At 61.1% G+C, this 23,501-nt stretch carries 16 protein-coding genes; 7 read left to right on the forward strand and 9 right to left on the reverse strand.

The annotated features are described in order from the left end of the window. Positions 1-165: 165 nt before the first annotated feature. Positions 166-1,287 (forward strand): IS110 family transposase, encoded by a 1,122-nt coding sequence (locus tag ACGHEN_RS07360; protein WP_117846440.1) that lies wholly within the window; start codon positions 166-168, stop codon positions 1,285-1,287. A 514-nt stretch (positions 1,288-1,801) separates the two neighbouring features. Here the strand turns inward: ACGHEN_RS07360 and queA are convergent. The 3 genes from queA to ACGHEN_RS07375 form a co-directional block, all read right to left on the reverse strand. Then, positions 1,802-3,013 (reverse strand): tRNA preQ1(34) S-adenosylmethionine ribosyltransferase-isomerase QueA, encoded by a 1,212-nt coding sequence (gene queA, locus ACGHEN_RS07365; protein WP_390399398.1) that lies wholly within the window; start codon positions 3,011-3,013, stop codon positions 1,802-1,804. Positions 3,014-3,083: 70 nt separating this feature from the next. Next, the gene (locus ACGHEN_RS07370) at positions 3,084-3,659 is read right to left on the reverse strand and encodes an epoxyqueuosine reductase QueH (RefSeq protein WP_390398514.1); all 576 of its coding nucleotides are present in this window, start codon (positions 3,657-3,659) and stop codon (positions 3,084-3,086) included. A 62-nt stretch (positions 3,660-3,721) separates the two neighbouring features. After that, entirely contained in the window at positions 3,722-4,291 is a 570-nt protein-coding gene (locus ACGHEN_RS07375; protein WP_390398516.1) for a DUF3267 domain-containing protein, read from the reverse strand. A 132-nt stretch (positions 4,292-4,423) separates the two neighbouring features. Between ACGHEN_RS07375 and ACGHEN_RS07380 the strand changes: the two genes are divergently transcribed. Both ACGHEN_RS07380 and ACGHEN_RS07385 read left to right on the forward strand, forming a co-directional pair. Beyond that, positions 4,424-6,574 carry a class I tRNA ligase family protein gene (locus ACGHEN_RS07380; RefSeq protein ID WP_390398518.1) on the forward strand — a complete coding sequence of 717 codons (2,151 nt, stop codon included), beginning with the start codon at positions 4,424-4,426 and terminating at the stop codon, positions 6,572-6,574. 59 nt (positions 6,575-6,633) lie between these two features. Continuing rightward, a complete protein-coding gene (locus ACGHEN_RS07385) occupies positions 6,634-7,737 on the forward strand; it encodes an RsmB/NOP family class I SAM-dependent RNA methyltransferase (RefSeq protein ID WP_390398520.1) in 1,104 nt (367 codons plus the stop codon). Between the two features lie 24 nt (positions 7,738-7,761). On the opposite strand, the gene ACGHEN_RS07390 is transcribed toward ACGHEN_RS07385, so the two are convergent. Next, positions 7,762-7,932 carry a hypothetical protein gene (locus tag ACGHEN_RS07390; RefSeq protein WP_390398522.1) on the reverse strand — a complete coding sequence of 57 codons (171 nt, stop codon included), beginning with the start codon at positions 7,930-7,932 and terminating at the stop codon, positions 7,762-7,764. Positions 7,933-8,124: 192 nt separating this feature from the next. Between ACGHEN_RS07390 and ACGHEN_RS07395 the strand changes: the two genes are divergently transcribed. Next, positions 8,125-9,216 (forward strand): hypothetical protein, encoded by a 1,092-nt coding sequence (locus ACGHEN_RS07395; RefSeq protein ID WP_390398525.1) that lies wholly within the window; start codon positions 8,125-8,127, stop codon positions 9,214-9,216. 105 nt (positions 9,217-9,321) lie between these two features. On the opposite strand, the gene ACGHEN_RS07400 is transcribed toward ACGHEN_RS07395, so the two are convergent. Beyond that, positions 9,322-10,212, reverse strand: a complete 891-nt coding sequence (locus ACGHEN_RS07400) for a DegV family protein (protein WP_390398527.1) — start codon at positions 10,210-10,212, stop codon at positions 9,322-9,324. A gap of 319 nt (positions 10,213-10,531) precedes the next feature. On the opposite strand from ACGHEN_RS07400, the gene ACGHEN_RS07405 reads away from it, so the two are divergent. From ACGHEN_RS07405 to ACGHEN_RS07415, 3 genes are all read left to right on the forward strand, one after another. After that, the gene (locus ACGHEN_RS07405; RefSeq protein ID WP_390398530.1) at positions 10,532-12,448 is read left to right on the forward strand and encodes a fructose-1,6-bisphosphatase; all 1,917 of its coding nucleotides are present in this window, start codon (positions 10,532-10,534) and stop codon (positions 12,446-12,448) included. 78 nt (positions 12,449-12,526) lie between these two features. After that, positions 12,527-12,922 carry a GtrA family protein gene (locus tag ACGHEN_RS07410; protein ID WP_390398531.1) on the forward strand — a complete coding sequence of 132 codons (396 nt, stop codon included), beginning with the start codon at positions 12,527-12,529 and terminating at the stop codon, positions 12,920-12,922. 219 nt (positions 12,923-13,141) lie between these two features. Further along, positions 13,142-13,549, forward strand: coding sequence for a GtrA family protein (locus tag ACGHEN_RS07415; RefSeq protein WP_035137329.1), 408 nt, complete (start codon positions 13,142-13,144; stop codon positions 13,547-13,549). A 359-nt stretch (positions 13,550-13,908) separates the two neighbouring features. On the opposite strand, the gene ACGHEN_RS07420 is transcribed toward ACGHEN_RS07415, so the two are convergent. From ACGHEN_RS07420 to ACGHEN_RS07435, 4 genes are all read right to left on the reverse strand, one after another. Beyond that, entirely contained in the window at positions 13,909-14,811 is a 903-nt protein-coding gene (locus tag ACGHEN_RS07420) for a DUF4430 domain-containing protein (protein WP_390398534.1), read from the reverse strand. Further along, on the reverse strand, positions 14,801-20,749 hold the full coding sequence (locus ACGHEN_RS07425; protein WP_390398536.1) for a DUF4430 domain-containing protein: 5,949 nt from the start codon (positions 20,747-20,749) through the stop codon (positions 14,801-14,803). The genes ACGHEN_RS07420 and ACGHEN_RS07425 overlap by 11 nt, the downstream gene beginning before the upstream one ends. 467 nt (positions 20,750-21,216) lie before the next feature. After that, on the reverse strand, positions 21,217-22,980 hold the full coding sequence (locus tag ACGHEN_RS07430) for an ABC1 kinase family protein (RefSeq protein WP_390398539.1): 1,764 nt from the start codon (positions 22,978-22,980) through the stop codon (positions 21,217-21,219). 8 nt (positions 22,981-22,988) lie between these two features. Next, positions 22,989-23,405, reverse strand: a complete 417-nt coding sequence (locus tag ACGHEN_RS07435; RefSeq protein ID WP_035137332.1) for a hypothetical protein — start codon at positions 23,403-23,405, stop codon at positions 22,989-22,991. Positions 23,406-23,501 lie beyond the last annotated feature (96 nt).

Genomic DNA, 23,501 nt, shown 5'->3' on the forward strand with positions numbered 1-23,501 from the left:
GACAGCCAAGGCAACGCCGGTGTTTTGGCACCGACAGACACTATGACCCAATCCGAGGGCACTAAAAAGATAGGAGCCCCCGCTCGTGACCGCGGGTCGGGGCTGCGACAATGATGTTGAAGTGCCATAGGCGCAGCCGCGCCGCAACGAGGTTGGGAGGCTCCCATGCCAAAGTATTCTACCGCGTTCGGGATGGACGTCCACCTGAGGTCGACCACCGTCTGCGCCCTCGACGCGGACACCGGCGAGGCCGTGACGAGGAGGTTCCCCGGCAACCCCTGGGGCGAGATCGCCGGGTGGATGGACGGGTTCCCCGGGCCGTCGCTCGCGGCCTACGAGAGCGGCTACCTCGGCTTCGCCCCGCAGAGGGAGCTCGCCGGGCTCGGCGTCGAGTGCGTCGTCGCCGCGGTCTCGAAGATCCCCAGGTCGGCCGCCGACTCGGCCTCCAAGAACGACAGGAACGACGCCGCCAGGATGGCCAAGGCGATACTCGCCCACGACATCTCCCCCGTATGGGTCCCCTCCCCCGAGGTCGAAGGCATCAGGGACCTCGCCGGCGCCTACGACGGGGCGACCGCGCGCCTGGCGACCGCCAAGCAGCGGCTGCTCGCCTTCCTCGCGAAGCGAGGGTTCGCCTACGGCGGCACCACGCCCGCCGGCAACCCGAGGAAGTACTGGACCTACGACTTCCTGAGGTGGCTCGACAAGGTCAGGCCGGAGGACGATGGCGGGGTTCGGACGCTCGCCGCCCTGAGGAACGAGGTCGAGGCCGCGGCGGAGGCCCGGGCGGACCTGCTCTCCGAGTACAGGGCGGCCGTGGATGCCAGCCCGATCGCCGCGGAGGTGGCCGCCCTCCAGTCGATCAAGGGCTGCGCCTTCGCGCTGGCCGCGGCCTTCTCGGCCGAGGTCGGCGACTTCACGAGGTTCCGTTCCGGAAGGCAGGTCACGGCCTACTTCGGCCTCGCGCCGAGTCAGAGGTCGAGCGGCGACTCCGTGCGGCTCGGAGGCATCAGCGGCGCGGGCAACGCGCTCGTGAGGAAGCTGGCCGTTGAGGGCTCATGGTGCTACGCCGCGGCACGGCACCAGCCGAAGCTCATGCCGAGGGACACGGGCGTGCCCCTCGAGATAAGGATGCACGGGAGGAAGGGGTCCGAGCGACTCCTGCGGCGGCGCGAGGAGATGCTCGCCCGCGGCATGCCCGCGGCGAAGGCCAACGCGGCCACCGCGGCCGAGCTCGTGAGGTGGCTCTGGGCCCTCGGCATGATGTGCCGGGAGGGCGCGGAATAGACATAGCCCCCGTCCCGGCGAGCCGGGCGGCCTTCGGGGACACCCCCTATTTCGCTGTGCGCGCGGAGCCCTCCGCATGCGCCCCGACAGACTTGGGGAACCCCGCCGAAGGAATGGAGTGCGGGCCGACAGAACGGTATCCGCGGATATGAGACTGAGCCGAAGGCGTCGACGACATGCCGGGGGCGGACCGGGACGGGTTAACGGCAGGCCCCGCCGACCGATTGCAAGCGGTCGGCGGGGCCATTGTGGCTCTTGACAGCGGATTGGGTCATATGAGCGAAAACCCACCAGAGCGAGCAAGGTGCCTTGAAACAAGGCGGCATTGACCTTCTGGTCATGCCGCCGAAGTTGAAAGGCAGATTGCCGCTCTGGCGGGTTTGCAGCGTCAACCGGTTACGCGGTTTGGTAAAACCGCGTAACTACAAAGGTCATGCCCGACGATTGAACGTCAGATTGCCGCTTAGGGGCGTTTGCAGCGTCGAGCAGTTACGCGGTTCGTAGAACCGCGTAACTAACAAATGAGCATGGCATCGCCAAAGCTGAAGAAGCGGTAACGCTCTTCGATAGCGGCGGCGTAGGCATCCATGATCTGGTCGCGGGAGGCAAGCGCGCTCACGAGCATCATGAGCGTGGAACGCGGCACGTGGAAGTTGGTGATCAGTGCGTCGACCACGTGATAGGTCGAGCCAGGCATGAGGTAGAGCTGCGTTGTCGCGTTCTCGCGCACCACGATGTCACCGCGGCCGAGCGTGTCGGCGCCATCCTCGCGGCCTTCAAAATAGCGCGCCGTCACGGCCGGATCGGACACCGGCGCGTCTGCGTCAAACGCGCTCTCGAGCGAGCGCACCGCGGTGGTGCCGACGGCGATCACGCGATGTCCCTCGGCCTTCGCCTTATGCACGGCGTCGACAACTTCCTGCGACACGTGGTAGCGCTCGGTGTGCATCACATGCTGCGTGGGATCGTCCTCCTCCACCAGACGGAAGGTATCGATGCCCACCTCGAGCTCGACGGCGGCAAACTTCGCACCCTTGGCCTCGATAGCGGCCATGAGCTCGGGGGTAAAGTGTAGGCCCGCCGTGGGAGCGGCAGCCGAGTGCTCCTCCTTCATGGCGTAGACGGTCTGGTACTTCTCGGGATCGCCCTCGTAATCGGTAATGTAGGGCGGCAGCGGCACGTGACCGGCAGCATGGATGGCCTCGTCGAGCGTGCGCTGCTCGCCGGCGGCATTGCAACCGGCCGGCTCAAAGCGCACCAGACGGCCACCGCGGCTATCGGTGACAAAGTCGACAACCTCGGCCGTCAGCACCACGGGCGCACCCTCGGGCGCATGGGCGCCACCGGCGCGATACTCAATCTGAGCACCGGGCTTCAGGCGCTTGCCCGGCTTGACCAGGCACTCCCAAACGTGACCCAGCGGGTCAACATCCTCGCGGCGCTTGAGCAGCAGCGTCTCGACCACGCCGCCCGAGCCCGTCTTGCGACCGATCAGGCGGGCCGGCATCACGCGCGTCTTGTTGATGACGAGCACATCGCCCGGCTCGATATAGTCGATGATGTCACGGAAGATGCGGTGCTCGACGGTACCGCCGTGCTCCAGCGGCGTTCCCGCCTGGGAGCCCTTGCGATCCACCACCAGCAGGCGGCAGGAGTCGCGCGGCTCGGCAGGAGCCTGGGCAATCAGTTCCTCGGGAAGGTTGTAGTCAAAATCATCGGTACGCATAGACACGTCGGATACTCCTTATATAGCTAAAGTCCGCTCTACATCCTAGCAGGCTGTCAGCCCAAAAGAACTACTTTTTGGACGCTTTGCGCTCGTCGCGGATGCGGGCGCGGTCCATGGCCGCCTCGACGGCCGAGAATCGGCAGCCGCAATAATTCTGCCGATACATGCCCAGCTCGCGCGAACGGCGCGTGGCCTCGGGGTAATACGGGCGAAAATCGCGAATGACCGGGGTGAGCCCATGTGCCGCCGCCAAGCGCTCAAGCACGTCATTACAGGTATCGAACAGCTGATACGGCGAGACGGCGAGCGTCGTACCCACATATTCGAACCCACGCTCCTGAGCCACACGGCATGCCTCGGCCAGGCGCAAGGCATAGCACGCGCGACAGCGACGGGGTCGATCGGCGCCCAGCGGGGCCACGCCGACCTCCCAGCGCTCGCGGTCCTCCCCCGCCTCGATGAGCTCGATGTCGCCATCGGCACACCACCGGCGCAGCTCGTCCAAACGCCGCCGCCATTCATCACGCGGTTGAATATTGGGGTTTGTCCAGCAGATTGTGGGTTCAAACCCTTCCTCGCGCAGCAGGCGAACCGGCTCCAGCGAGCACGGCGCGCAGCAAGCATGCAGCAGCAACGGCTTCATGGACATCTCCTCTCCCACAATGATTTTTTAATCCCCGTCCCAGAAAAATCATCCCAAATAGACTACCTTGCGAAAAAGCGCACGCCAAAGGACGTGTCCTCGCAGGCGACAATGCGGCGGTCGCGCAAAATGGTCCGCACGTAATACCAGTCGCCCACACAACCCGACAAATGCAAGCCGGCCGCCAGGTAGCACAGCAGCGGATAGCCCGAGAACGCAAACCCCAGGGCAAACGCCGCCGTCACAACAACCGTCGGCGCCAGGCAAACCGCCACGTACCGCCGGCGCGAATAGACCACGCCCTCGGCGCAGGCATAGATCATCGCCGTCTCGCGATTCGCCCCAAAGGTCACCTTCGCGCCCGCAGGCGCCAGCAACTTAAAAAACACACCGTGCACCAGCTCGTGCACGGCAAATGACGCCGCCGAAACCGCAGCCAAGCCGACTATCCAGCCCAAAACGGCCGTCCAACCACCCACGTCAGCCGCATCCAAGTCCGCGGGCCCGCCCAGCAGCATAAACACCGGCACCAGGCACACGGCAAATGCGCCAAGCACGGCCATTCCCCACACAAAGCAGGCGTGCAGAAAATCCTCGTCCTCAAACGCATGTATGTTGGAAATCTCATTCATAGCATCTTAGGATAGCGCCCCTGCCACGTACCCGTCCGCATGTGCGATAATGTCGAGCGATATGCACGAATTGACCACCGCGTCGCCAGGCCTTGCGCCCGGCCGCGCTCTCACCATATGCGAAGGAGTCCCATGGCATCCAAATACTCCATGAACGACCGTCCCAGCTGGCCTCGCCGCGCCATCGTTACCGCCGGCGAGCCCTACGGCAACAAGGGCCTTCACTTTGGCCACGTTGGTGGCGTCTTTGTCCCGGCCGACTTCTTCGCCCGTTTCCTGCGCGACCGCCTGGGCCGCGAGAACGTCATCTTCACCTCGGGCACCGACTGCTATGGCTCGCCCATCATGGAGAGCTATCGCAAGCTCAAGGAGAACGAAGGCTACGACAAGTCCATTAGCGAGTATGTCGAGTCCAATCACTCCCGCCAGGCCGCGACCCTCAACAACTACAACATCAGCTGCGATATCTACGGCGGCTCGGGCCTTGAGCCGGCTGCGCAGATTCACAACGAGGTTACCGCCGAGATTATCGAGCGCCTGCACGAGCAGGGCACCATCTCCAAGCGCTCCACGCTGCAGTTCTACGACGCCAAGGCCGGCACGTTCCTCAACGGCCGTCAGGTGATCGGCCGCTGCCCCATTCAGGGCTGCAAGTCCGAGAAAGCCTACGCCGACGAGTGCGACCTGGGTCACCAGTTTGAGCCCGAGGAGCTCATCGCTCCCAAGAGCCAGCTCACCGGCGAGGTGCCCGAGCTGCGCCCGGTCGACAACCTCTACTTCGACCTGCCGGCCTACCTCGACTTTATGAAGACCTACACCGCCAAGCTCGCCCAGAACCCGCAGGTTCGCTCCGTGGTCTCCAGGACCATGGAAGAGTGGCTGCTGCCGGCACAGCTCTACATCCAGAACAAGTTCCGCGAGGCCTTCGACGCCGTCGAGGACCAGCTCCCCGAGCACACCGTGCTGGAGCCCGAGGGCAACAAGAGCAGCTTTACCGTCACCTTCCCCAGCTGGAAGGAGCGCGACGACGCCCACGCGGTGCTCGCCAACGGCGGTGTGCGCTTCCGTAGCGGCAAGGCGCTCGTGCCCTTCCGCATCACCGGCAACATCGACTGGGGCGTTCCGGTGCCCGAGGTCGACGGCGTGAACGACGTCACCTGCTGGTGCTGGCCCGAGAGTCTGTGGGCGCCCATCAGCTACACCCGCACCGTGCTCGCCCGCGATGCCCGCGCCGCCGGCGTAACTGAGGGTGTCGCCGCCCAGGATGCCGCCCTCATGGGCGAGCCCTCCGCCGATTCCACGCAGGTCCCCGCGCCCACCTATCAGCACAGCTCACTCGACTGGCGCGACTGGTGGTGCTCGGACGACGCGCAGATCTACCAGTTCATCGGCCAGGACAACATCTACTTCTACTGCATCGCGCAGACCGCCATGTGGGAGGCCCTGGGTTGGAACCTCACGCAGAGCACCGTCAGCGCCTGTTACCACCTGCTCTACATGGGCAAAAAGGCCAGCTCGTCCTCGCAGACGCCTCCCCCGCCGGCAGACGACTTGCTCAACCACTACACCTGCGAGCAGATGCGCGCGCATTGGCTGTCGCTCGGTCTGTCCGAGAAGCCGGTGAGCTTTAGCCCCAAGGCATATGACACGCGCGTGACCGGCAAGGACAAGGACGGCAACGAGGTGCGCGCCTGCGACGACAAGCGCGTCATCGATCCTGCCCTTAAGGAGAGCGCTCTTTTGACCGGCGTGTTCAACCGCCTGGCCCGCAGCTGCTTCTACGGCGTCGCCGTCAAGGAGGGCGACGAGAGCCCGTACCGCAACGGTTGCATCCCCGCCGGTGCCGCCTCTGCCGCCGTGGTCGAGGCTGCCGAGCAGGCCGCCCTTGCCTTTGAGCAGGCCATGTACAAGTTCGAGACGCACCGTGCGCTCGCCGTGTGCGACGACTACCTGCGCGCCGCCAACAAGCGCTGGAGCGACGCCTCCAAGGCCGCCAACAAGCTCGAGGGCGAACCAGCCAACGCCGCCATGAAGCAGGCCCTGGTCGACGCCTTTACCGAGCTGCGCGTGGCGACCGTGCTCATGCACGGCATCGTCCCGGCCGGCTGCGAGCTCATCTGCGAGTACTTCGACGTCGATCCGGTCGCCTTCTTTAGCTGGGACAACATCTTTGCCTCTACGGACGAGTTTATGGAGAGCCTGGGCGAGAAGCCCGGCGAGCACCGCGTGAAGCCGCTGCCCCCGCGCTTCGACTTCTTTAGCAAGCACGAGAGCCAGTACTAAAGCACGCCGGCAGCAGCGTGCCCGGAAAGTAGTCAATTTGGGACGGGAAGGAAAGACGGATGTCCAAGCCGCGTCGTCGTAAGCAGAAAAAGCAGGTTAAGCCCGAGCTCAAGCTCAGGCAGTTTGCCGCTACCGAGCTTTCCGACCGGCTTGCCGCCCAACACTCCGCCGCCGACCTGCCGCGCTTTATGGTCGACACGGTTGCCGGTGCCTATACGCCTGCCGATGCCGAGCTCATGATCGAGGGCTTTGGCGCCGCAGCCGCGCGCCCAGTCACGCTGCGCGCCAACACGCTCAAGGCGACCGCCGAGGACATTGCCGCGGCACTCGACGCCGCCGGGATCGCCCACCGCTCCGTCGCGTGGTACCCGGACGCGTTCATCTTGCCCGAGGCCCAGGTTTCCGATCTGTGGGATCTCGACATCTACCGTGACGGCAAAATCTATCTGCAGAGCTTGTCGTCCATGATGCCGCCTTTGGTGCTGGGCGCCCAGGCCGGCGAGGACATCCTGGACATGTGCGCGGCCCCCGGCGGCAAGACGACGCAGATCGCCGCCCTCACCCAGGGACAGGCGCACCTCACCGCCTGTGAGATGAGCATTCCCCGCGCCGAAAAGCTCGAGGCAAACTTGGGCCGCCAGGGCGCCAAAAACGTGCCCGTCATGCGCATTGACGCACGCGAGCTCGACGAGTTCTTCCGCTTTGACCGTATCCTGCTCGACGCCCCCTGCACCGGCACGGGCACCGTCATCAGCGGCAACGAAAAGAGCCTGCGCGGCCTCACCGAACAGTTGCTCGTTAAGTGCGCCCGCTCGCAGCGCGCGCTTCTGGACCGCGCCATGGGGGCCCTCAAACCGGGCGGCACGCTCGTCTATTCGACCTGTTCGATCTTGCCGCAGGAAAACGAGGATGCCCTGCAAGAGGCCCTCGACAAGCACATGGACTGCGAGCTCATCCCCCTCGACGGCACGCCAAGCGAAAGCGAAGCGCGTCGCGCCCAGGGTGCCGGCGAGGATCCGCATATCGAGTGCAACGCCCTTACCGAAGCCATTGCCGAAGGCCACGTCTCGGCCATTGCCAACGGCATGCCCGGCACGCTGACCATTCCGCCCAGTCGCGACTTTGAGGGCTTCTATATCGCCCTGGTCCGAAAACGCAGCTAGCGCACGGATTCAAAACTCAACAAGCTATCGCCGTGCGCGCCTGTCCTGCTGGTCCTTATGCCGCGCAAGCGCTTCACGCTCCTTGCGCTCAGCCTTTTTGCCCTTGATGGCCGTGACCGCAAAGTAGATGACCGCGGCGGCAACGATTGCGCCCACGCATAGGCCAATCGAGCCCAACATTGCCGAGAATTCCATACCGCGTCACCTCTCTTTTGTATACGGGACATTCAAGATAGCACCTCGATTCCCGCCACCACAGCTCCTTCACGTTCGCCGGCCCTTCAGTCTAACGGATGGCGCAGCGGGGAAAAATCAACTCGTCAAACGATTTAGCACTCGCAACGCCGGTCGTACACTGCCGACCGCACAGCATAGAAACGGACCGCCATGGATTCTCTCAACGATTTGAACGAGCGCGTCGACGCCTTTGTCGGCACCAGCTCCTTCGAGACGCCTGCCGCGACGAACGACCAAGCCCCCATCGATGTTCCCGCCGAGGTTCACGAGGACATCGTCGCCTCGGTCGACTTCTCCGAGGTTGAGCTTGCAGACGAATTTACCGAGCCCCAGGTGGCCGTAACTCCCAACGGCCTTTTGCCCATGGAGCCGCTGCCCATCGACGGGCGTCTGCGCAAGGCAGCCCTCCGTATGCCCGATGAGATCGAGGAGGCCAGCGGCTTTACGCTCTTTGGCCGCCGCATCAAATCGCTCATCTACACCACCGACGTGGCGGTCATCCGCAACTCCAATGCCGACGCCGTGTTTGCCGTCTACCCCTTCACGCCGCAGCCCGCCATTACGCAAGCGTTGCTGACTGTTGCCGAGTGCCCGGTCTTTGTGGGCGTTGGCGGCGGCACCACCACCGGTAAGCGTTCCGTGCAGATGGCGGCCGTATCCGAGATGCAGGGCGCGGCGGGCTGCGTGGTCAACTCCCCCGCTACTGCCGAGATGGTCGAGCACATCACCAACATCGCCGACATCCCCGTCATCGCCACGGTCGTTCGCTGCGACGACGATGCTCACGCCAAGGTGCGCGCCGGAGCCAAGATTCTCAACATCGCCGCCGGCAAAAACACGCCCCAGGTCCTGCGCGAGCTGCGCGAGCACTATCCCAACCTGCCGCTCATCGCGCCGGGCGGTAAGACGCCCGAGAGCATCCGCGAGACCATCGCCGCCGGCGCCAACGCCATCATCTGGACACCGCCTTCGGCCCAACAGCTGCAGACCGACATGATGCAGCGATACCGCAAGATGAAGGAAGACGCCACGCCCGTCATCTCGCGCGACGATGTGCCCATTATCGACCAGGTCGCCGCCGCCGAGGTTAGCCAGGTCGAGAACATGAATCCCGATGTGCCGATCCCCGACGAAGTCATCGAACGCGTCGCTTCGATCCACGATCATATCGAGGAGCGTCGCGCCAACCGCGGACTCAAGCCCTCGCTGCACGGTTTCTTCTTCCGCGGAAAGAAACGCTAGCAAAACATCTTGGCCCGCCCCGCAAACAACGGGACGGGCCTTTTCTGTTATCAAATGTCGGGAGGACAGGCGTAGCCGTTAAAACCGTCAGCCAGCACACGGACGTTAATCCACGCGCTTGTCGCCCATAAAGTAGACGGCCACCGTGCCAGGGCCGGTGTGCGAACCGATCAGAGCACCGATATTGTTGATCTCGATCTTGCCTTTGAGCTGCGGAACCTGTTCCTCGATCAGCGCCGCAACGGCCTCGGCGTCCTCGCGGCACGCCGATTGCGACATGATGCACTTGCCCGAATAGTTCGCGCCGTCCTGCACATGTGCCATCACGGTCTTGGCCATCTCGGAGATCGCGCGCTTCTTGGTGCGGATCTTCTCACGTGGCGACAGCCTGCCTTCGCAATCGACGGTCATAAGCGGGCAAATCTTGAGCGCCGTGCCGATAATCGCGCTCGCGGCCGAAATGCGACCACCGCGCAGGTAGCTCGATAGATCGGTCGAGAAGAACCAGTGGTGCAGGTTGAGCTTGTGTTCCTCGATCCAAGCGGCCGTCTCGTCGAGCGAAGCCCCGCTATCGCGCACGTCGGCGGCATATTCCAGCAACAGGCCAAAGCCCGAAGACGCCGCTAGCGAATCGATGACGCGAACCTTGCCGCCCTGGGGATAGCGATCCGCGAGCATCTGCGCCGCAACGCAAGCCGAACCATACGTGCCCGAAATACCCGAAGATAGCGTCAGGTGCAGCACGTCCTTGCCTTCGGCAACGAACGGCTCCCAAAACTCCTCGTACTCGCCCACGCTCAGCTGCGACGTTTTTGGCATGACACCCGCGGCGATCTTGGCAAAAAACTCGTCCGGCGTAATCGACTGATATAAATCGTCCGTATAGACAACATCGTCGATCTCGTAATGAAAACACACGACAGGGATATTGCGCGATTCAAAGAACTCACGGGTTCGATCGGCGGCAGATTCACAGGTCAGGACAAAATCGCTCATATGAGGCTCCTTACTCATTGCTGCGCAAATTATCGCACAGCAATCGTGAATACGGTACAAATGTCCACTATTTACCAAATTGAACCAAAGGTAGTGAATATCTTTACCGTCATCATCTCTATCGATCCCGGAGGTATGCGCCTACAAAAACGACCACATGTCTCCATTCAACCGCCATATCTACCTCGACTAAATCGATTTACCAAACCGTTCGGCCAACAATTTGACCTCACATCTCCAATCGAAACAAAAGCGGCGCATACTGATAAACGTTTGACGCTGTTTTATCAGTTTTACCAACCATATCGGAAGGTGCCTCATGGTCGCATTCGATCGCAATCCGCAAGACTTCAAGTATCTGCGCCTGCTGTCGAGACAGTTTCCCACCGAGCAATCCGCATTCACCGAGATCATCAACCTCTCGGCCATCCTCAACCTGCCCAAGGGCACCGAGCATTTTATGAGCGATGTGCATGGCGAATACGAAGCCTTTATGCACATCCTCAACAACTGCTCGGGTGTTGTGCGCGAGCATGTCGACGAGATCTTTGGCGACACGCTCTCCTTTGACGAAAAGGGCGAGCTGTGCACGCTCATCTACTATCCGCGCGAGAAGATCGATCTTGTCCGCAGCCGGCGCGAGGACTCGCCCACCTGGTACAAGACCATGCTCGACCAGCTCATTGTGGTTGCCCGCTCGCTTTCGAGCCGTTATACCCGCTCCAAGGTGCGTAAGGCCATCCCGCGCGATTACGCCTACATCATCGACGAGTTGCTGCACACGCATCCGGATGAGAACAACTACCGCGTGCGGTATCACGAGCGCATTATCGAATCCATTCTGGAGACCGCCAGCGCCGACGACTTTATCGAGTCGCTTGCTTCACTCATCAAGCGCCTCGCCGTCGACCACCTGCACTTGGTGGGCGACATCTTCGACCGTGGCGGCGGCGCGGCCAAAATTATGGACCGCCTGCTCACCTATCATTCGCTCGATATTCAATGGGGCAACCACGACCTGCTGTGGATGGGCGCCGCTGCCGGCGAGCCCGCCTGCATCGCCACGGTGCTGCGCAACAACCTGCGCTACGACAACTATGAGATTCTCGAGAACGACTATGGCATCTCGCTGCGCGAGCTTGTCGCCTTCGCCGACGCCACCTATACCGCCGGCGAGCCGATAAGCCCGCTGATCAAAGCCATTAATGTCCTGCTCTTTAAGCTCGAGGGCCAGATTATCCAGCGCCACCCCGAGTTCGACATGGCCGACCGCCTGCTGCTCGACAAGATCGATCACGACGCCGGCACAGTCACGCTTGCCGACGGCAGCGTGTGGCCGCTCACGACCAACGACTTCCCCACCGTCGATCCGGCGGACCCCTACACGCTCACGCCCGAGGAGCAGCACATCATCGACAAACTCGTGTCCGAGTTTGTCACCGCCGATCACCTGCATCGCCACATCGATTTCCTCTATACCCACGGCTCCATGTATAAGGTCGCCAACGGCAACCTGCTGTTCCACGGCTGCGTGCCGCTCAACGAAGACGGCACCTTTAGCAGCATGAACTGCCTGGGTACCTGGCACGCCGGTCGCGATTATCTCGATTTTTGCGACCGCATCGCCCGCCGCGCCTGGCGCGTGGGCGACCGCGACGCCCTCGACTGGATGTGGTACCTGTGGATCGGCTTTAACTCACCCGCGAGCGGACGCCTGGTGCGTACCTTTGAGCGCGCCTATATCGCCGATAAGAGCACCTGGGCCGAGCCGATGGACCCGTACTTCACGCTTACCAAGTCGCCCTCGGTCTGCGACGACATCATGCACGAGTTCGGCGTTGCCCCCATGGCTTGCTCGCCGACGGGGCACATCATCAACGGCCATACCCCGGTCAAAACTACCAAGGGCGAGCAGCCCATCCGCGCCAACGGTAAGCTGCTGGTCATCGATGGCGGCTTCTGCCGCGCCTACCATCCCAAGACGGGCATCGCCGGCTACACGCTTATCTCGAGCTCGCGCGGATGCCGTCTTAAGTCGCACCGGGCCTTTACGACGGTTGCCGAGGCGCTCACCCGCAACGTGGACATCGAAAGCGAGACCAACCGCTTTGACGAGGCCGACCGCCGCCGCATGGTCAGCGATACCGACACTGGCGCCAAGATCCGCAGCCAAATCCAGGACCTACGCCAGCTGCTCGATGCATATAGAAACGGTGCTATCGAGGAGCGCGTCTAGCTCCACCCGCGGGGATTGGCTAAACTTGCTGAGTTTGTCATCCCCGCGGCGCTCCGGCGCCACCCTAAGGCAGGTACCATGCAAAAACTCCTTGCGCAGATCATGAAGTTTGGCGTCGTCGGCGTCGTCGCCACGGTCATCGACTTTGGCATCATGAATCTGCTCCACTACGGTTTGGGCCTCAATATCCTGATCGCCAATACCAGCGGCTTTATCGTCTCGCTCATCTTTAACTACGTCGCGAGCATGAAGTACGTGTTTGCGCACAAGGAGGGCATGAGCCGCAACCGCGAGTTCATCATCTTTGTCGTGCTGTCCGTGATCGGCTTGGCGCTCAACGACGGCATCGTGCTGGCGCTCAACGCCGGCCTGGGGCTCGAGGCCAATATCGCCAAGATTTGCGCCACCGCGCTGGTCATGGTCTACAACTTTGTGACCCGAAAGATCTTCCTGGAGGGCGACGAGACCAAGTAGCTCGACCTCCTCGTTGCACTACGGGGCCCACGGACGATGCGCATCGAGTGCTGCGTTGTTCGTGGGCCCTGCTCGTTTGCGGGAAGATTTGCAACGTTTGCGGATTACCTCTTGAATATTTGGCGAGTTCGTATAGTTCTTGCCAAAGACCTTACGTTTCCCTTGCAAAAGCTCTAAAGTATCCTCTGCTCGATTCGTCAACGCATTGGATGTGATTACGTGCGCAAGGCACTGGCACAACCTCATACCAAGCAGTTCCTCAAGTTCGCTGTCGTGGGTCTTATCTCCTTTGGCATCGACTGGGGCATGCTCATTGCACTCGTCGAGCTGTTCCACCTCGACTTTTTGATGAGCACCACGATCTCGTTTATCACGTCCGTCGTGGTCAACTACTGGCTCAGCATGAAGTACGTGTTCGACCATCGCGAGGGCATGAGCCGCAAGCGCGAGTTTACGATCTTCACCATCCTGTCGGTGATTGGCCTGGGTCTCAACGATCTGTACATGTTTGTGGGCGTCACGTTTTTGAGCATCGGCTACCAGGCCATGAAGGCCATCGCCACGTTCCTGGTCACCTGGTATAACTACTTCAGCCGCCGCTTCTTCCTCGAGGGCGCAAGGTCGTAGATTGCCGAACATATGCTTGAACGCAAAGCCGGCTGGAACATCACGTTCCAGCCGGCTTTTTGTTTGCCGAGCTTTCTATAATTGCCGATAAGAGCGCACGAGACGGATCACGATGCCGAAATGGGACACGCTTTCCCATGGGCCTCCCCGGGGAAACCGCATCCCAGAATAGGACCTCAAAACGGGACACAGTTTCCCAATAGAACTCCAACCGGAAAGTGCATCCCAGAATTCAGCTCAAAAGTGGGATGCGCTTTCCGGTTGAGCCTTGATTGGGAAACTCCGTCCCATTCGCATCAAAAAACGGGCGGCCTGGATGTTTGTCCGAGCTGCCCGTTCCGTGCGTTATGTTGAGATCCCTAGCCTGTTACGTAATACCAGACGACGTTGTCGCCGTTGGAGAGAACGTAGTTGCTGCAGGCCGTCATGGGCGTCGAGCCGTTGACAGAGTACATCCAACCGCTCGTGCCGCCATACTGCTTCTCGGCCAAACCGCCGATCGCGGCGACATACGTGCCGTACGATGAGCCGTGTGCGTTGACGGAAAGCCCGAGCGCGCATAGGGCGTCGTAGACGGTGGCACCTTCGTTAAAGGTATAGGTGCCGCCGGCGGACACAGGATTGCCCACGGCACTCGACGTAACCGAGACCGACACAGTAACGTATCCAGACTCCTGCGAGCCACCCTGGCCGCCCGTGGAAGCGCCTCCGCCGTTAGAGGCCGTGGCCCCGCCAGACGACTGGCCACCGCCCGAAGAGGCACCGCCAGACGTGTTGGTCGTATCGGCAGCTCCGGTATTCTGAGAAACCGATGCTTCGCCAGACTTCTTGCCATCCTGCTCTTCGGACTTTTTGCCTTCCGAGTTTTTATCCGAGCTCTTGTTCGAAGACTCGGAATCGCCCTTGGCGTCACCCGAGTCCTTGGACTTATCTTTCGCATCGCCCGAAACCTTGGAATTCTTGGAGTCGGCCTTGCTAGAAGCAGCAGCCGAACCAGGCACCTTGGCATCATTGGCGACGACGCTCTCCCCCGTCACGGTCTGGACGATCCAATCAATGGACCAGGCGCCGCTCTCGGAGGGGTGGACAAAGCCCAGCGATACGACGATCAACGCGATACAAACCGCGGTCAGAGCGCCAAGCATCGCCTTGCGCCGCGGGGCGGACGCCGCCGAAGCGGCGCCCTTTTGCTTTGCATCGTCGAGCTGGATAAACGAGGAGTCGGGCTGCTGCCCGTTGGTCCCCTTGGGCTTATCGGGCATTACCGTCACCCTTGCCGCGCTTGGTCAGCATGAAGACGGCGATGAGCGCGAGGCCGATCACGCCGGCCGCGATGCCGACAATAGCGAGCGGGTTGAGGCCAGACTCCTGCGCGGAAGCCTCAGTGGACTTCTTGGCAGTGGTCGTGGAAGCGGATGCCTTGTCGGACTTGCCGTCCTTCTTGTCAGACTTCTTCTCGTCCTTCTTGTCGGACTTGTCGGAGTCCTTCTTGTCGGACTTGTTGTCCTTGGTCCCGCTCTTGGTCGACACCGTCGTCTTGGTCACCGGCTTCTGACCCGGGGCGACAGCGCCACCCTTCGAGCCGGAGCCAGTGCCCGCGCCGGTACCAGCACCAGTGCCGGAGCCGCTGCCACCGTTAGAGCCAGAACCGCCATTGCCGTCAGGGTTAACGGCGTTCTTGGTCCACTTGGCATACAGCGTCATATCGGCCGTCACCGGCGTGCTGAAGTCATACGCCTCCGTGCAAGCCTCATCGGTGTACCAGCCACCGAAGGTGTAGCCCTCACGCGTCGGATCGGCAGGCTTAACCAGCTTGCCGTCGGCCGTAGTCTGGAAATCGACCTTGGAACCCTCGCCAGTCTCGAACGAGACCTTAACGCCACCATTCAGCTTGAACAACGTGCCGGAATCGTTGATGTAGTAGAGGTTGCCCTTGGCGTCGCAGGCAATCGGCGAGTCGCAGTAGTTGTTGTGTCCCGTTGCGCTAAACGCACCGGTCGCCTGCGCGTCACCCAGCTTGTAGCGATAGACACCGCCGCCCGAGGTGTAGTTCACATAGTCGGAAGTCGCACCGTAGTTAACCGTGAAGTAGACATACGTGCCATCTGCCTGGGCGCTCACGAGCGGTGCACCCTTGATGCCGCCGATGGGAAGCGCGGAGCCATCAGCAGACGAAACCAACGTCGTAGCAAAGTCATTATCAAGGTCGACAATCGCCAGCGCAGAGCCACCGGAAACCTCGCCGCCGACAATCAGCTTGTTGCCATACAGCGTAGGCATGCAGGCGCATCCCGTAAGACCCAGGTCGACGACGCGCTCTTCGGAAATGCGCGAAGCGGCATCCGCATCACGCGAACTACCGTCAGAAATCGCCAAAACGTGCAGCTTGCCATCGCGCGAAATCAGATAAGCATGGCTACCGTCGGCGGAGAGCACACAGGAGGAGTTAACGATAGCCCCAACGGAAACGCTTCCAAGCACAGCGCCCGAAGACTTGCTGAGCATCTCAACGGTACCGGCGCTGGTGGGAACCAGAATAAAGCCGTCACCCACGGTAGCGCCCGTCCAGTAATAACCCTCATCGGCGTTGACGTGCTGCCAGGAAACGGCACCGGTCAGGATATTGATGCGCGTCAGATGGCCGTTGTTATACACGCCCTTACCATAGTCGACATCAACGGTGCCGACATAGAGATAGTTGCCATCGACCGTCAGCTGAGAATTCGACTGAGCAGTTTTGCTCACAGGGTCGGTAACCCAAACCGTCGTGAGCGTATCGGCCGTCAGAGCCTGGACCGCACCGCCATCGAGCGGGACGATGACCAAGCCGTTCGTATAAATCGGACGCGTCGTGTAGCCAATCGCAGTCTTAAGATTCGACTCGGCCAGCACCTTGCCCGACTCGGCATCGATCTTAAGCAGGCGCTTGTTGACGGCGAGATACACATTGCCGTTTACGACAATCGGCTCGCTCGCGTTGGGGTACGTGGCGCCCGAATAGGCCTTCCAATCAAACGTCCAAGAGCTTGCCAGCGCGCCCGTAGGCGTGGACACGTTCTCGACCACCGCATTGGAATTGCCGCTCCAGTCGGCTTTCCAATCGGTCGGGCGCGAAGCGCTCGGATCAACTACGACTTCATCGGGATTAGGAACGGTATCGCCAGCAGCATAAGCCCAGACGATCTTGTCACCCGACTTGAGCACATAGTCGCTATCGAGCTGAGACCCAGGAACGCCGTTGACAAAGAACGACCAAGCACCCGACAGCTCGGTGCCATCAAGCGGAGAGACAAGAGTGTGAACGCCCCAATAACCAAATTGGTCGTACATCTTGGACTTGACGCCAACGGCATCGAAGTAGGCAGCAGAGGCATCCTTGATCGTCGTGCCCTCGACAAACACCTGCATCGAAGGATCAGTCCAGCGCTGAGCCTTATCGTCCTTCTTGCCGATGATCTCCATCGAAACGGAGACCTGACCAGGCATGGTGCCGTCGGAGCCATAGACCCAAGCAATCTCGTCGCTTGCCTTAAGCGTATAGGCGCCCGCACCAACATCAACAGGCTTGCCATTGACAAAGAACTGCCAATATTTCCAGGTGTTTTCGTCAACCTTCTCGCTCGAGAGGGTCACGTTCTTTTCGAACGGCGAGGTCAGCGACTCGAGATACCAGCCAAACGAGCTCTCCCCCGTTTTGGCGCCAATGCCAGACTTTTTAAAGATCTGCTCGGAAAGGTCAGCAGCGGTTGTTCCCTCGTCCACGAGAGCTGTCGTAGGCTGTGCCCACGTCTGCCGGGCGCCCGAAGCATCCTGGCCGATAACGGTGCAGCTTACCGAAAGCTGATCGGCAGGAGCGGGGTCGTTGTACTTCGAGTAGTACCAGACGACGGAGTCGCCGGCCTTGAGCGTGTAGCCGCCGGCGCCGACCATGGAGGACTTGCCGTTGATGAACAGCTGCCAGTACGCTTCGGTCGTCGGGTCGTAGGCGAGCGTGCGGCCGGAGTCGAAGGGCGACGTGATCGAATTGAGCGCCCAGCCCCAGGAGCCGTTGGGGTCGTAGTCCGCCTTGAGGCCGGTCTGCTTGAAGAGCTGCTCGGAGAGGTCGGCCGCGGTCGAGCCCTTCTTCAGCGTAATGCTCTGAGCGGCGGCCCAGGTCTGCTGAGCACCCTTAGCGTCGGTGCCGACGACCGAACACGTCGCGGAAACCTGCGTGGAAACCGTGCCCGTGGGATCCTCGTACACGAGCTCGAGCGTGTCGCCATCGCTCGGGTAGTAGCCCGTGGCATAAGAGTTGGCAGCCTTGCCATTAATATCAAAACGCCAGTACTTATAGCCGGACGCCGTGTTTTCCATCGCGAGCGTCTGGGACTTATCGGGGTTCGTAACCGAATAGGGAACGCCGCCGTCCGTGCTATAGCTATAGCCGGCGTCGTCAAGCACCTTGGCAAAGATGTCCCAGGCAGACATTTTTTGGGTACTCGACCACTCAAACGAGGCCGTCGGCACCCAGTCCACAAGGTCATAGGACTGACCGACATCGTGCTTGCTTACGCCTACAACCCTGACGTTAACGGAAAGAGACTTTTCGTCGGAAGAATTAACGAGCCAAGCGGTGCTCTTGACATCGTTGTTGCCGGCGTTTGCCACGACATAGGCGTATTTGCCCTCAGCCGAGGCGGGAAGCGTGATCGCGCCGGTCGTTTCGTCGGCGCCAAACAGCTCGTGGGCATTTGTGCCCTCAGCGTCATCGGCGAGATACCAGCGGTAATCGACGAGGGAGCCCTCGGGGAGTGCCGTCTCGTAATCGCCCCAATCGCCCGTTGCCATGTAATTGGCAGTAGGGGTAAGCGTTCCGCCGACCTGTGCAAGGTTGCCGCTCGAAGCGACATTAACCGATGTCAGGGTATACGCCTTGGCATCTTCGCCCTTGACGATGGCATAACGCGTGGAGGCATAGTCGGTGTTGTAGCCACCGTCGACGATGCACTTGAGGTACTTGCCGACGTACTTTTGCGAAATTACGAACGACGGCCTGTGCGCGTTCTCATCCGTCAGCGTCGTGAACGGACCCTGGGCGCTATCGGCAATCTGCCACGTATACGTCAGTTGATCAGATGTAAGCTCGGCACCCTTTGTTCCTGCAGACGTCTTCTCGAATGCAGTAACACCGATCTTTTCGCCACTCTTGTAGACAAACTTGGCGTCATCGCTCTGATCGCCGACGATCTTTTTGAGATACGCCAGGAACAGCTCGTGCGAGCCTGCGGCCTTAACGGCCACAGCAGTAGTCGCCTCTACGGTGTTATCGCCCGCAGTGGCCGACACGCTCACCCAGCGCTTGGCGTAGTCATCGGGAATCGTAAAGCTGCTGTCGGTTTTGCCCTCGACCACATGCCAGTCGGTCTTCGCATCAAACGCAGAGGAAGACGGGTCGACAGAGGACCAACGCCACGTGTAGGTAACGCCCTCGGTAACCGGCTCAGACGAGTAATCGACCGCCTTGTAGGCGCACGCCTCAATCGTAGAGCCAGTGTCCTTGGCGCCCTTGCTCGCATTGGTAAATGCAACTGAATCGAGCGCCGTCGCGCCCTTGGGCAGAATGCGGCCCGCCTTGGTCTCACAGCTATCGGAGCCGGGGATACCCTTCTTGGCCTTAGCGACCACCTTGAGGTAGCGGTTCGCGCACTCCTTGGTAACCGTGAAGGTATCACCAGTTGCAACCTGCTCGAACGTGCCGTCAGCAGAATCGGCCACCCACCAAGAAAAATCGACCTTGTCGGAGCCATAGAGGTCAGTCGGCGTGTCGTAGTTAAGGTAGTAGGCGGCAGCCTTAATCGTGTCACCGACGTTAGCGTTGGGGACGTTCTCATAATCGTCGCCAAATTCGGCGCCGTTATAGGCGAGAACGATGTGGCCTAACGCGATCTGGTCACTCGCGGCAACAGGACCCGGCGTATTGTAGCCAACAGACGCGGGCGTCCCGAAAGAGCTGCTCGGACCGTACAGCTCCTGGCCATCGCCGACAACCTTAACGCGAATGTACTTGCCCGCAAGCTGCGAGGCGAGTTCGTCCGTAATCGTTAGCGACTGGCCGGTCTGACCGGGAATCACCTGATAGGCAGAGTCCTCGGCATCGCGCGTATCGGACGCAAGCCACTGATAGGTCCAGCCACCCTGCGCCGCAATACGCTTATTGGGGACCGCTTCGCCGTCGTAGGCATTCGCCCAAAGTGTAGTGCCAGGGTTCAGTATCTCGGCCTTGACGGACGAATACGAGCTCGAATCGTCTGCCGAAGACTGGATGAGGACATAAGACTTTGCATCCAGGGCCGTCTTGGTAGGAACGGGTGCCTTGATGGTGTTCGTCGCCGTCAGCTTTTGGTTGTTGGCGCCCTTGGTCGGGCCGTAGATGACGTTACCGCTTGCATCGGTAATGCGTACGCGCAGGCACTTGCCGTTAAGCTGAGTACGCAGGGCATCGTCCAAAACGATCGATGCGCCCGTCTGGCCCTCGACAGGAACAAATGCGGAATTGTCCGCATCGCTCTTGTTGCTGATGTCGGCAGCAAGCCACTGATAGGTGCAGCCCGAAGCGCTGGCGCGCTTGCTGGACGAAGTCCAAACATTCGCATAGAGCGTAGTATTGCTCTGGATAAAAGCGGTGAAGTTAGAGCCAGCCCAACGAGAAGGCGACTGGCTTTTTCCGACGCTGACACCATTATTCGAGGAAAACGTATCAGCGGCACGAGACGCGGCCTTGGCAACACTGGGCTCGCTGGCCACCGCAGTCGCGTCGCCGGTCTCGGCGGTGGTGTCAGACGCCTCGCTCGCCGGGGTGGCCGAAGCAGGGTCTGACGCAGCGGGGTCGTCCGATGCATCATCGCTCACGTTGTCAGGCGCGGCCGAACCCGTATCCCCAGTTTCGGAGGAGCCACCTGCAGCCGAATCGTTTGCGTCGGCAGCAGCCGCGGTAGTATCTGCAGCACCGTCCGTGGCCTGCGCGCCCTCGCTCGGCGTTGTGGCCTGAGCCACGGCCTCGGCAATGCCCTCGGCGCCATCGGCCCACAGCTGGGCCGGTGTGGTGCCAAAGGCCATCGCGAAGGCCAGGAATGCCACCAGGCCGCGCTTGGCTACGCCGCGCGCGATCGCCCCATGGCGGCGCAACGAGGCGCGCTTGCGCTCGTCCTCAAACATATCCATTTGTCCCCCATTGTCTGTACTTGGAGCGTTGCCCTGAGGCTGCCCCACGTCATCGCGCATGCTGCGCTCGAGTTCCCCCATCGGGGTCCCCCTTCCCTCCAGAGCCCTATGCACACCGGCGGCATACGCCGCAGCCGCATGCAAGATGGGAGGCGATCCGACTTAACCTTAACGGCTCGGGTACGTCGTCCGATCTGCGACGCGAGCATCCCGAGCCAAGAGGAATTACGGTTACTGGTACAGCCGGGGACTTGCACCCCGATTCTCCCAAATGCGCAGGAAAACCACGCATTCGTGCGTCTCCGCACCACCATCTAGGCCATTGATTATTACTGTCAGTATGGTATCACGCAAAAGGGCCCCGTACGCAGGCGAAGCCCAAGGTAAAAGCTATTGTTTGCGATAGATTAGGGCATGGATGGATCGCTGAGCAAAATGATCCGTTTTCCTCCGTCCCCCAGGGGTCATTAACGCTTGCCGCCGTGGCTGTTGCGCCAGATCTCGCGGCCCAGCATCAGCGCCAGCACCAGCGCACTCACGTAGCCCATAAAACCAATGACCGGGATACCGAACACAACCGGCTCGATGCGCGCGTAGTACACCACCGACGAGCCGATAAACAGGCCGGCAATCACAATTGCCATCGACATGCGGTCGATAATTCCACCCAGCTGTCGCAGCGCCTTATCGCTGCTCATGATCTGCGTGTTCACCTTAAGCTGGCCGCGTGTGAGCATGCGCGACGCCAAGCCCAGATACTCGGCCGCCTCGAGCGATCCTTTTGCCGCTCGGTAGCTACTCGCCGCGAAATCGCGACTCATGTCGCGCATGCGTGCGTAGGTACTCTTCTCGTTTTTGATATGCGTCTGGATGATCTGGATCATGTTGACGTTGGGCATATACTCGGTCAGCAAACCCTCGAGCGTCACCATGCCACGCGCGAACATCGTCACCACGCTCGGCAGCTCAACGTCATTCTTACGCGCGAGGTTTAACAGCGAGGTCAAAAACTCGCCGATATCCAGATCCTTCAGGTCAAGGCCCGCAAAGTCAGCCACGATAAAGTCCAAGTCGGACAAAAAGGCCGAATGGTCGAGCTCGGCCGAATCGCCGCGCGTCACGGCAAAGCGCATGAGCGAATCCTTGAGCTTGGGCACGTCGCCCTCGGCCACGGCAAAGATCATGTCCTTGACGATACCGCGGTCGTGGCTCGACATGCGCCCGACCATGCCCAGGTCAATAAAGTAAACGATGCCGTCCTTGAGGATGATGTTTCCCGCATGCGGGTCGGCATGGAAAAAGCCATCGTCGAGCACCTGCGTCGAATAGTCCTCGACGATCGCCGAGCCGATCTTTTCCAGGTCATAGCCCTCGGCCACCAGGCGCTCGGGATCGGCAATGGAGATGCCGTCGATGTAGTCCATGACCACGACGTGTTCGGTGCAAAGGTCCAGGTAGGATTTGGGACACGAAACGCCGTGCACGCTTTTGTGGAAGTCATAGAAATCGTTGAGGTTTTTGGCCTCGGCCAAAAAGTTGGTCTCCTCGCGAAATGAGGTCCACAGCTCTTCGACCACACCGTGCAGGTCAACAAACTGATCGGTGTTGACGAACTTGGAAACGATGCGCACCACCGAACGGATGATGTCGATGTCCTGCGCCATCACCTGCTGCGCACCGGGGCGCTGCACCTTAACGGCCACGTCCTCGCCTGTCACCAGACGGGCACGGTGTACCTGCGCGAGCGACGCGCTTCCGAGCGGGTTGGGGTCGATCGCGTCGAACATCTGCCCCAGGCGCTGGCCGTACTCCTCTTCCAGACAGCGGAGCACTACCTCATACGGCACCGGCTCTACGTCGGAGCGCAGGCGACGCAGCTCGTCGCAAAACCGCTGCGGCAAAATCTCGGACCGGTTGGCCAGGATCTGCCCCATCTTGACGAACATGGGGCCGAGCTCTTCGAGCAGACGACGCAGGCGCACCGGCGTGAGGTTATCCCATACGCGGTACTTTTTGATCAGGCGAACGATCTGCCCAATGCGTTCGCGGCGGCCTGCCGGCGTGAGCTGGTATTCCTCGTCCGGCGCCATCGCGTCGGGCTCTTCGGGAACCATATCGACAGCACGCGGCTTCTTGCGAGCGCCCGAGACGGCGGCATCGACCTCATCGACAACCGCCGCCTCGTCACCCAAGGGATCTAGATTGTTGTAATCGGTGGTGGAATCTGCCATCTGCGCTGCTACTCGGCCTCTTCGGTGTCCTCTGCATCGTCGGGCTCAACGGACTCGACGGGCACCGAAGTCACGTTGTCCTCGACCGAATCGACGATGTCGCGCACATGGGCCAAAAAGGCTGTGCGCTCGGGGGCGGTCATAACGCGGACGCGGGCCAGGATGAGCTCGTCGAGCACGCGCTGCGCCGCAGTCTCACCCTGCATGCCCAGACGCTCGGTCAGGTCGGAAATGGTGCCACCGGCCTGCTCGAACATGTCGGACACGCTGCGGGCGATATCGGGAGTGCCGGCGTCCTTGCGAACCTGCTCGCCTTTGGTATTGAGGTCGTCGAGGACCTTCTTGCCGCCCTCGACGGCAACGGCGGCGGCGCCGAAGCCCACGTTGATGGCACCGTTAACAAGCTGATCGAATTTCATAACCATGGTTGGCTCCAATCGTGAACAACTGCATTGGCCTTCTTGTACCCAAGATTGAGCGAACGACACAAAATCGTTTTGCCGCCAAGATAGAAATCGAGC

Source organism: Collinsella sp. i06-0019-1H4, from assembly GCF_042849575.1.
In the GTDB taxonomy this organism is placed as follows: domain Bacteria; phylum Actinomycetota; class Coriobacteriia; order Coriobacteriales; family Coriobacteriaceae; genus Collinsella.

Coding starts and splice junctions, on each gene's coding strand:
- ACGHEN_RS07420 (WP_390398534.1), bottom strand. CDS start 14,811: ATGCCCGATAAGCCCAAGGGGACCAACGGGCAGCAGCCCGACTCCTCG.
- ACGHEN_RS07435 (WP_035137332.1), bottom strand. CDS start 23,405: ATGGTTATGAAATTCGATCAGCTTGTTAACGGTGCCATCAACGTGGGC.
- queA (WP_390399398.1), bottom strand. CDS start 3,013: ATGCGTACCGATGATTTTGACTACAACCTTCCCGAGGAACTGATTGCC.
- ACGHEN_RS07360 (WP_117846440.1), top strand. CDS start 166: ATGCCAAAGTATTCTACCGCGTTCGGGATGGACGTCCACCTGAGGTCG.
- ACGHEN_RS07400 (WP_390398527.1), bottom strand. CDS start 10,212: ATGAGCGATTTTGTCCTGACCTGTGAATCTGCCGCCGATCGAACCCGT.
- ACGHEN_RS07405 (WP_390398530.1), top strand. CDS start 10,532: ATGGTCGCATTCGATCGCAATCCGCAAGACTTCAAGTATCTGCGCCTG.
- ACGHEN_RS07430 (WP_390398539.1), bottom strand. CDS start 22,980: ATGGCAGATTCCACCACCGATTACAACAATCTAGATCCCTTGGGTGAC.
- ACGHEN_RS07370 (WP_390398514.1), bottom strand. CDS start 3,659: ATGAAGCCGTTGCTGCTGCATGCTTGCTGCGCGCCGTGCTCGCTGGAG.
- ACGHEN_RS07410 (WP_390398531.1), top strand. CDS start 12,527: ATGCAAAAACTCCTTGCGCAGATCATGAAGTTTGGCGTCGTCGGCGTC.
- ACGHEN_RS07385 (WP_390398520.1), top strand. CDS start 6,634: ATGTCCAAGCCGCGTCGTCGTAAGCAGAAAAAGCAGGTTAAGCCCGAG.
- ACGHEN_RS07375 (WP_390398516.1), bottom strand. CDS start 4,291: ATGAATGAGATTTCCAACATACATGCGTTTGAGGACGAGGATTTTCTG.
- ACGHEN_RS07380 (WP_390398518.1), top strand. CDS start 4,424: ATGGCATCCAAATACTCCATGAACGACCGTCCCAGCTGGCCTCGCCGC.
- ACGHEN_RS07390 (WP_390398522.1), bottom strand. CDS start 7,932: ATGGAATTCTCGGCAATGTTGGGCTCGATTGGCCTATGCGTGGGCGCA.
- ACGHEN_RS07395 (WP_390398525.1), top strand. CDS start 8,125: ATGGATTCTCTCAACGATTTGAACGAGCGCGTCGACGCCTTTGTCGGC.
- ACGHEN_RS07425 (WP_390398536.1), bottom strand. CDS start 20,749: ATGGATATGTTTGAGGACGAGCGCAAGCGCGCCTCGTTGCGCCGCCAT.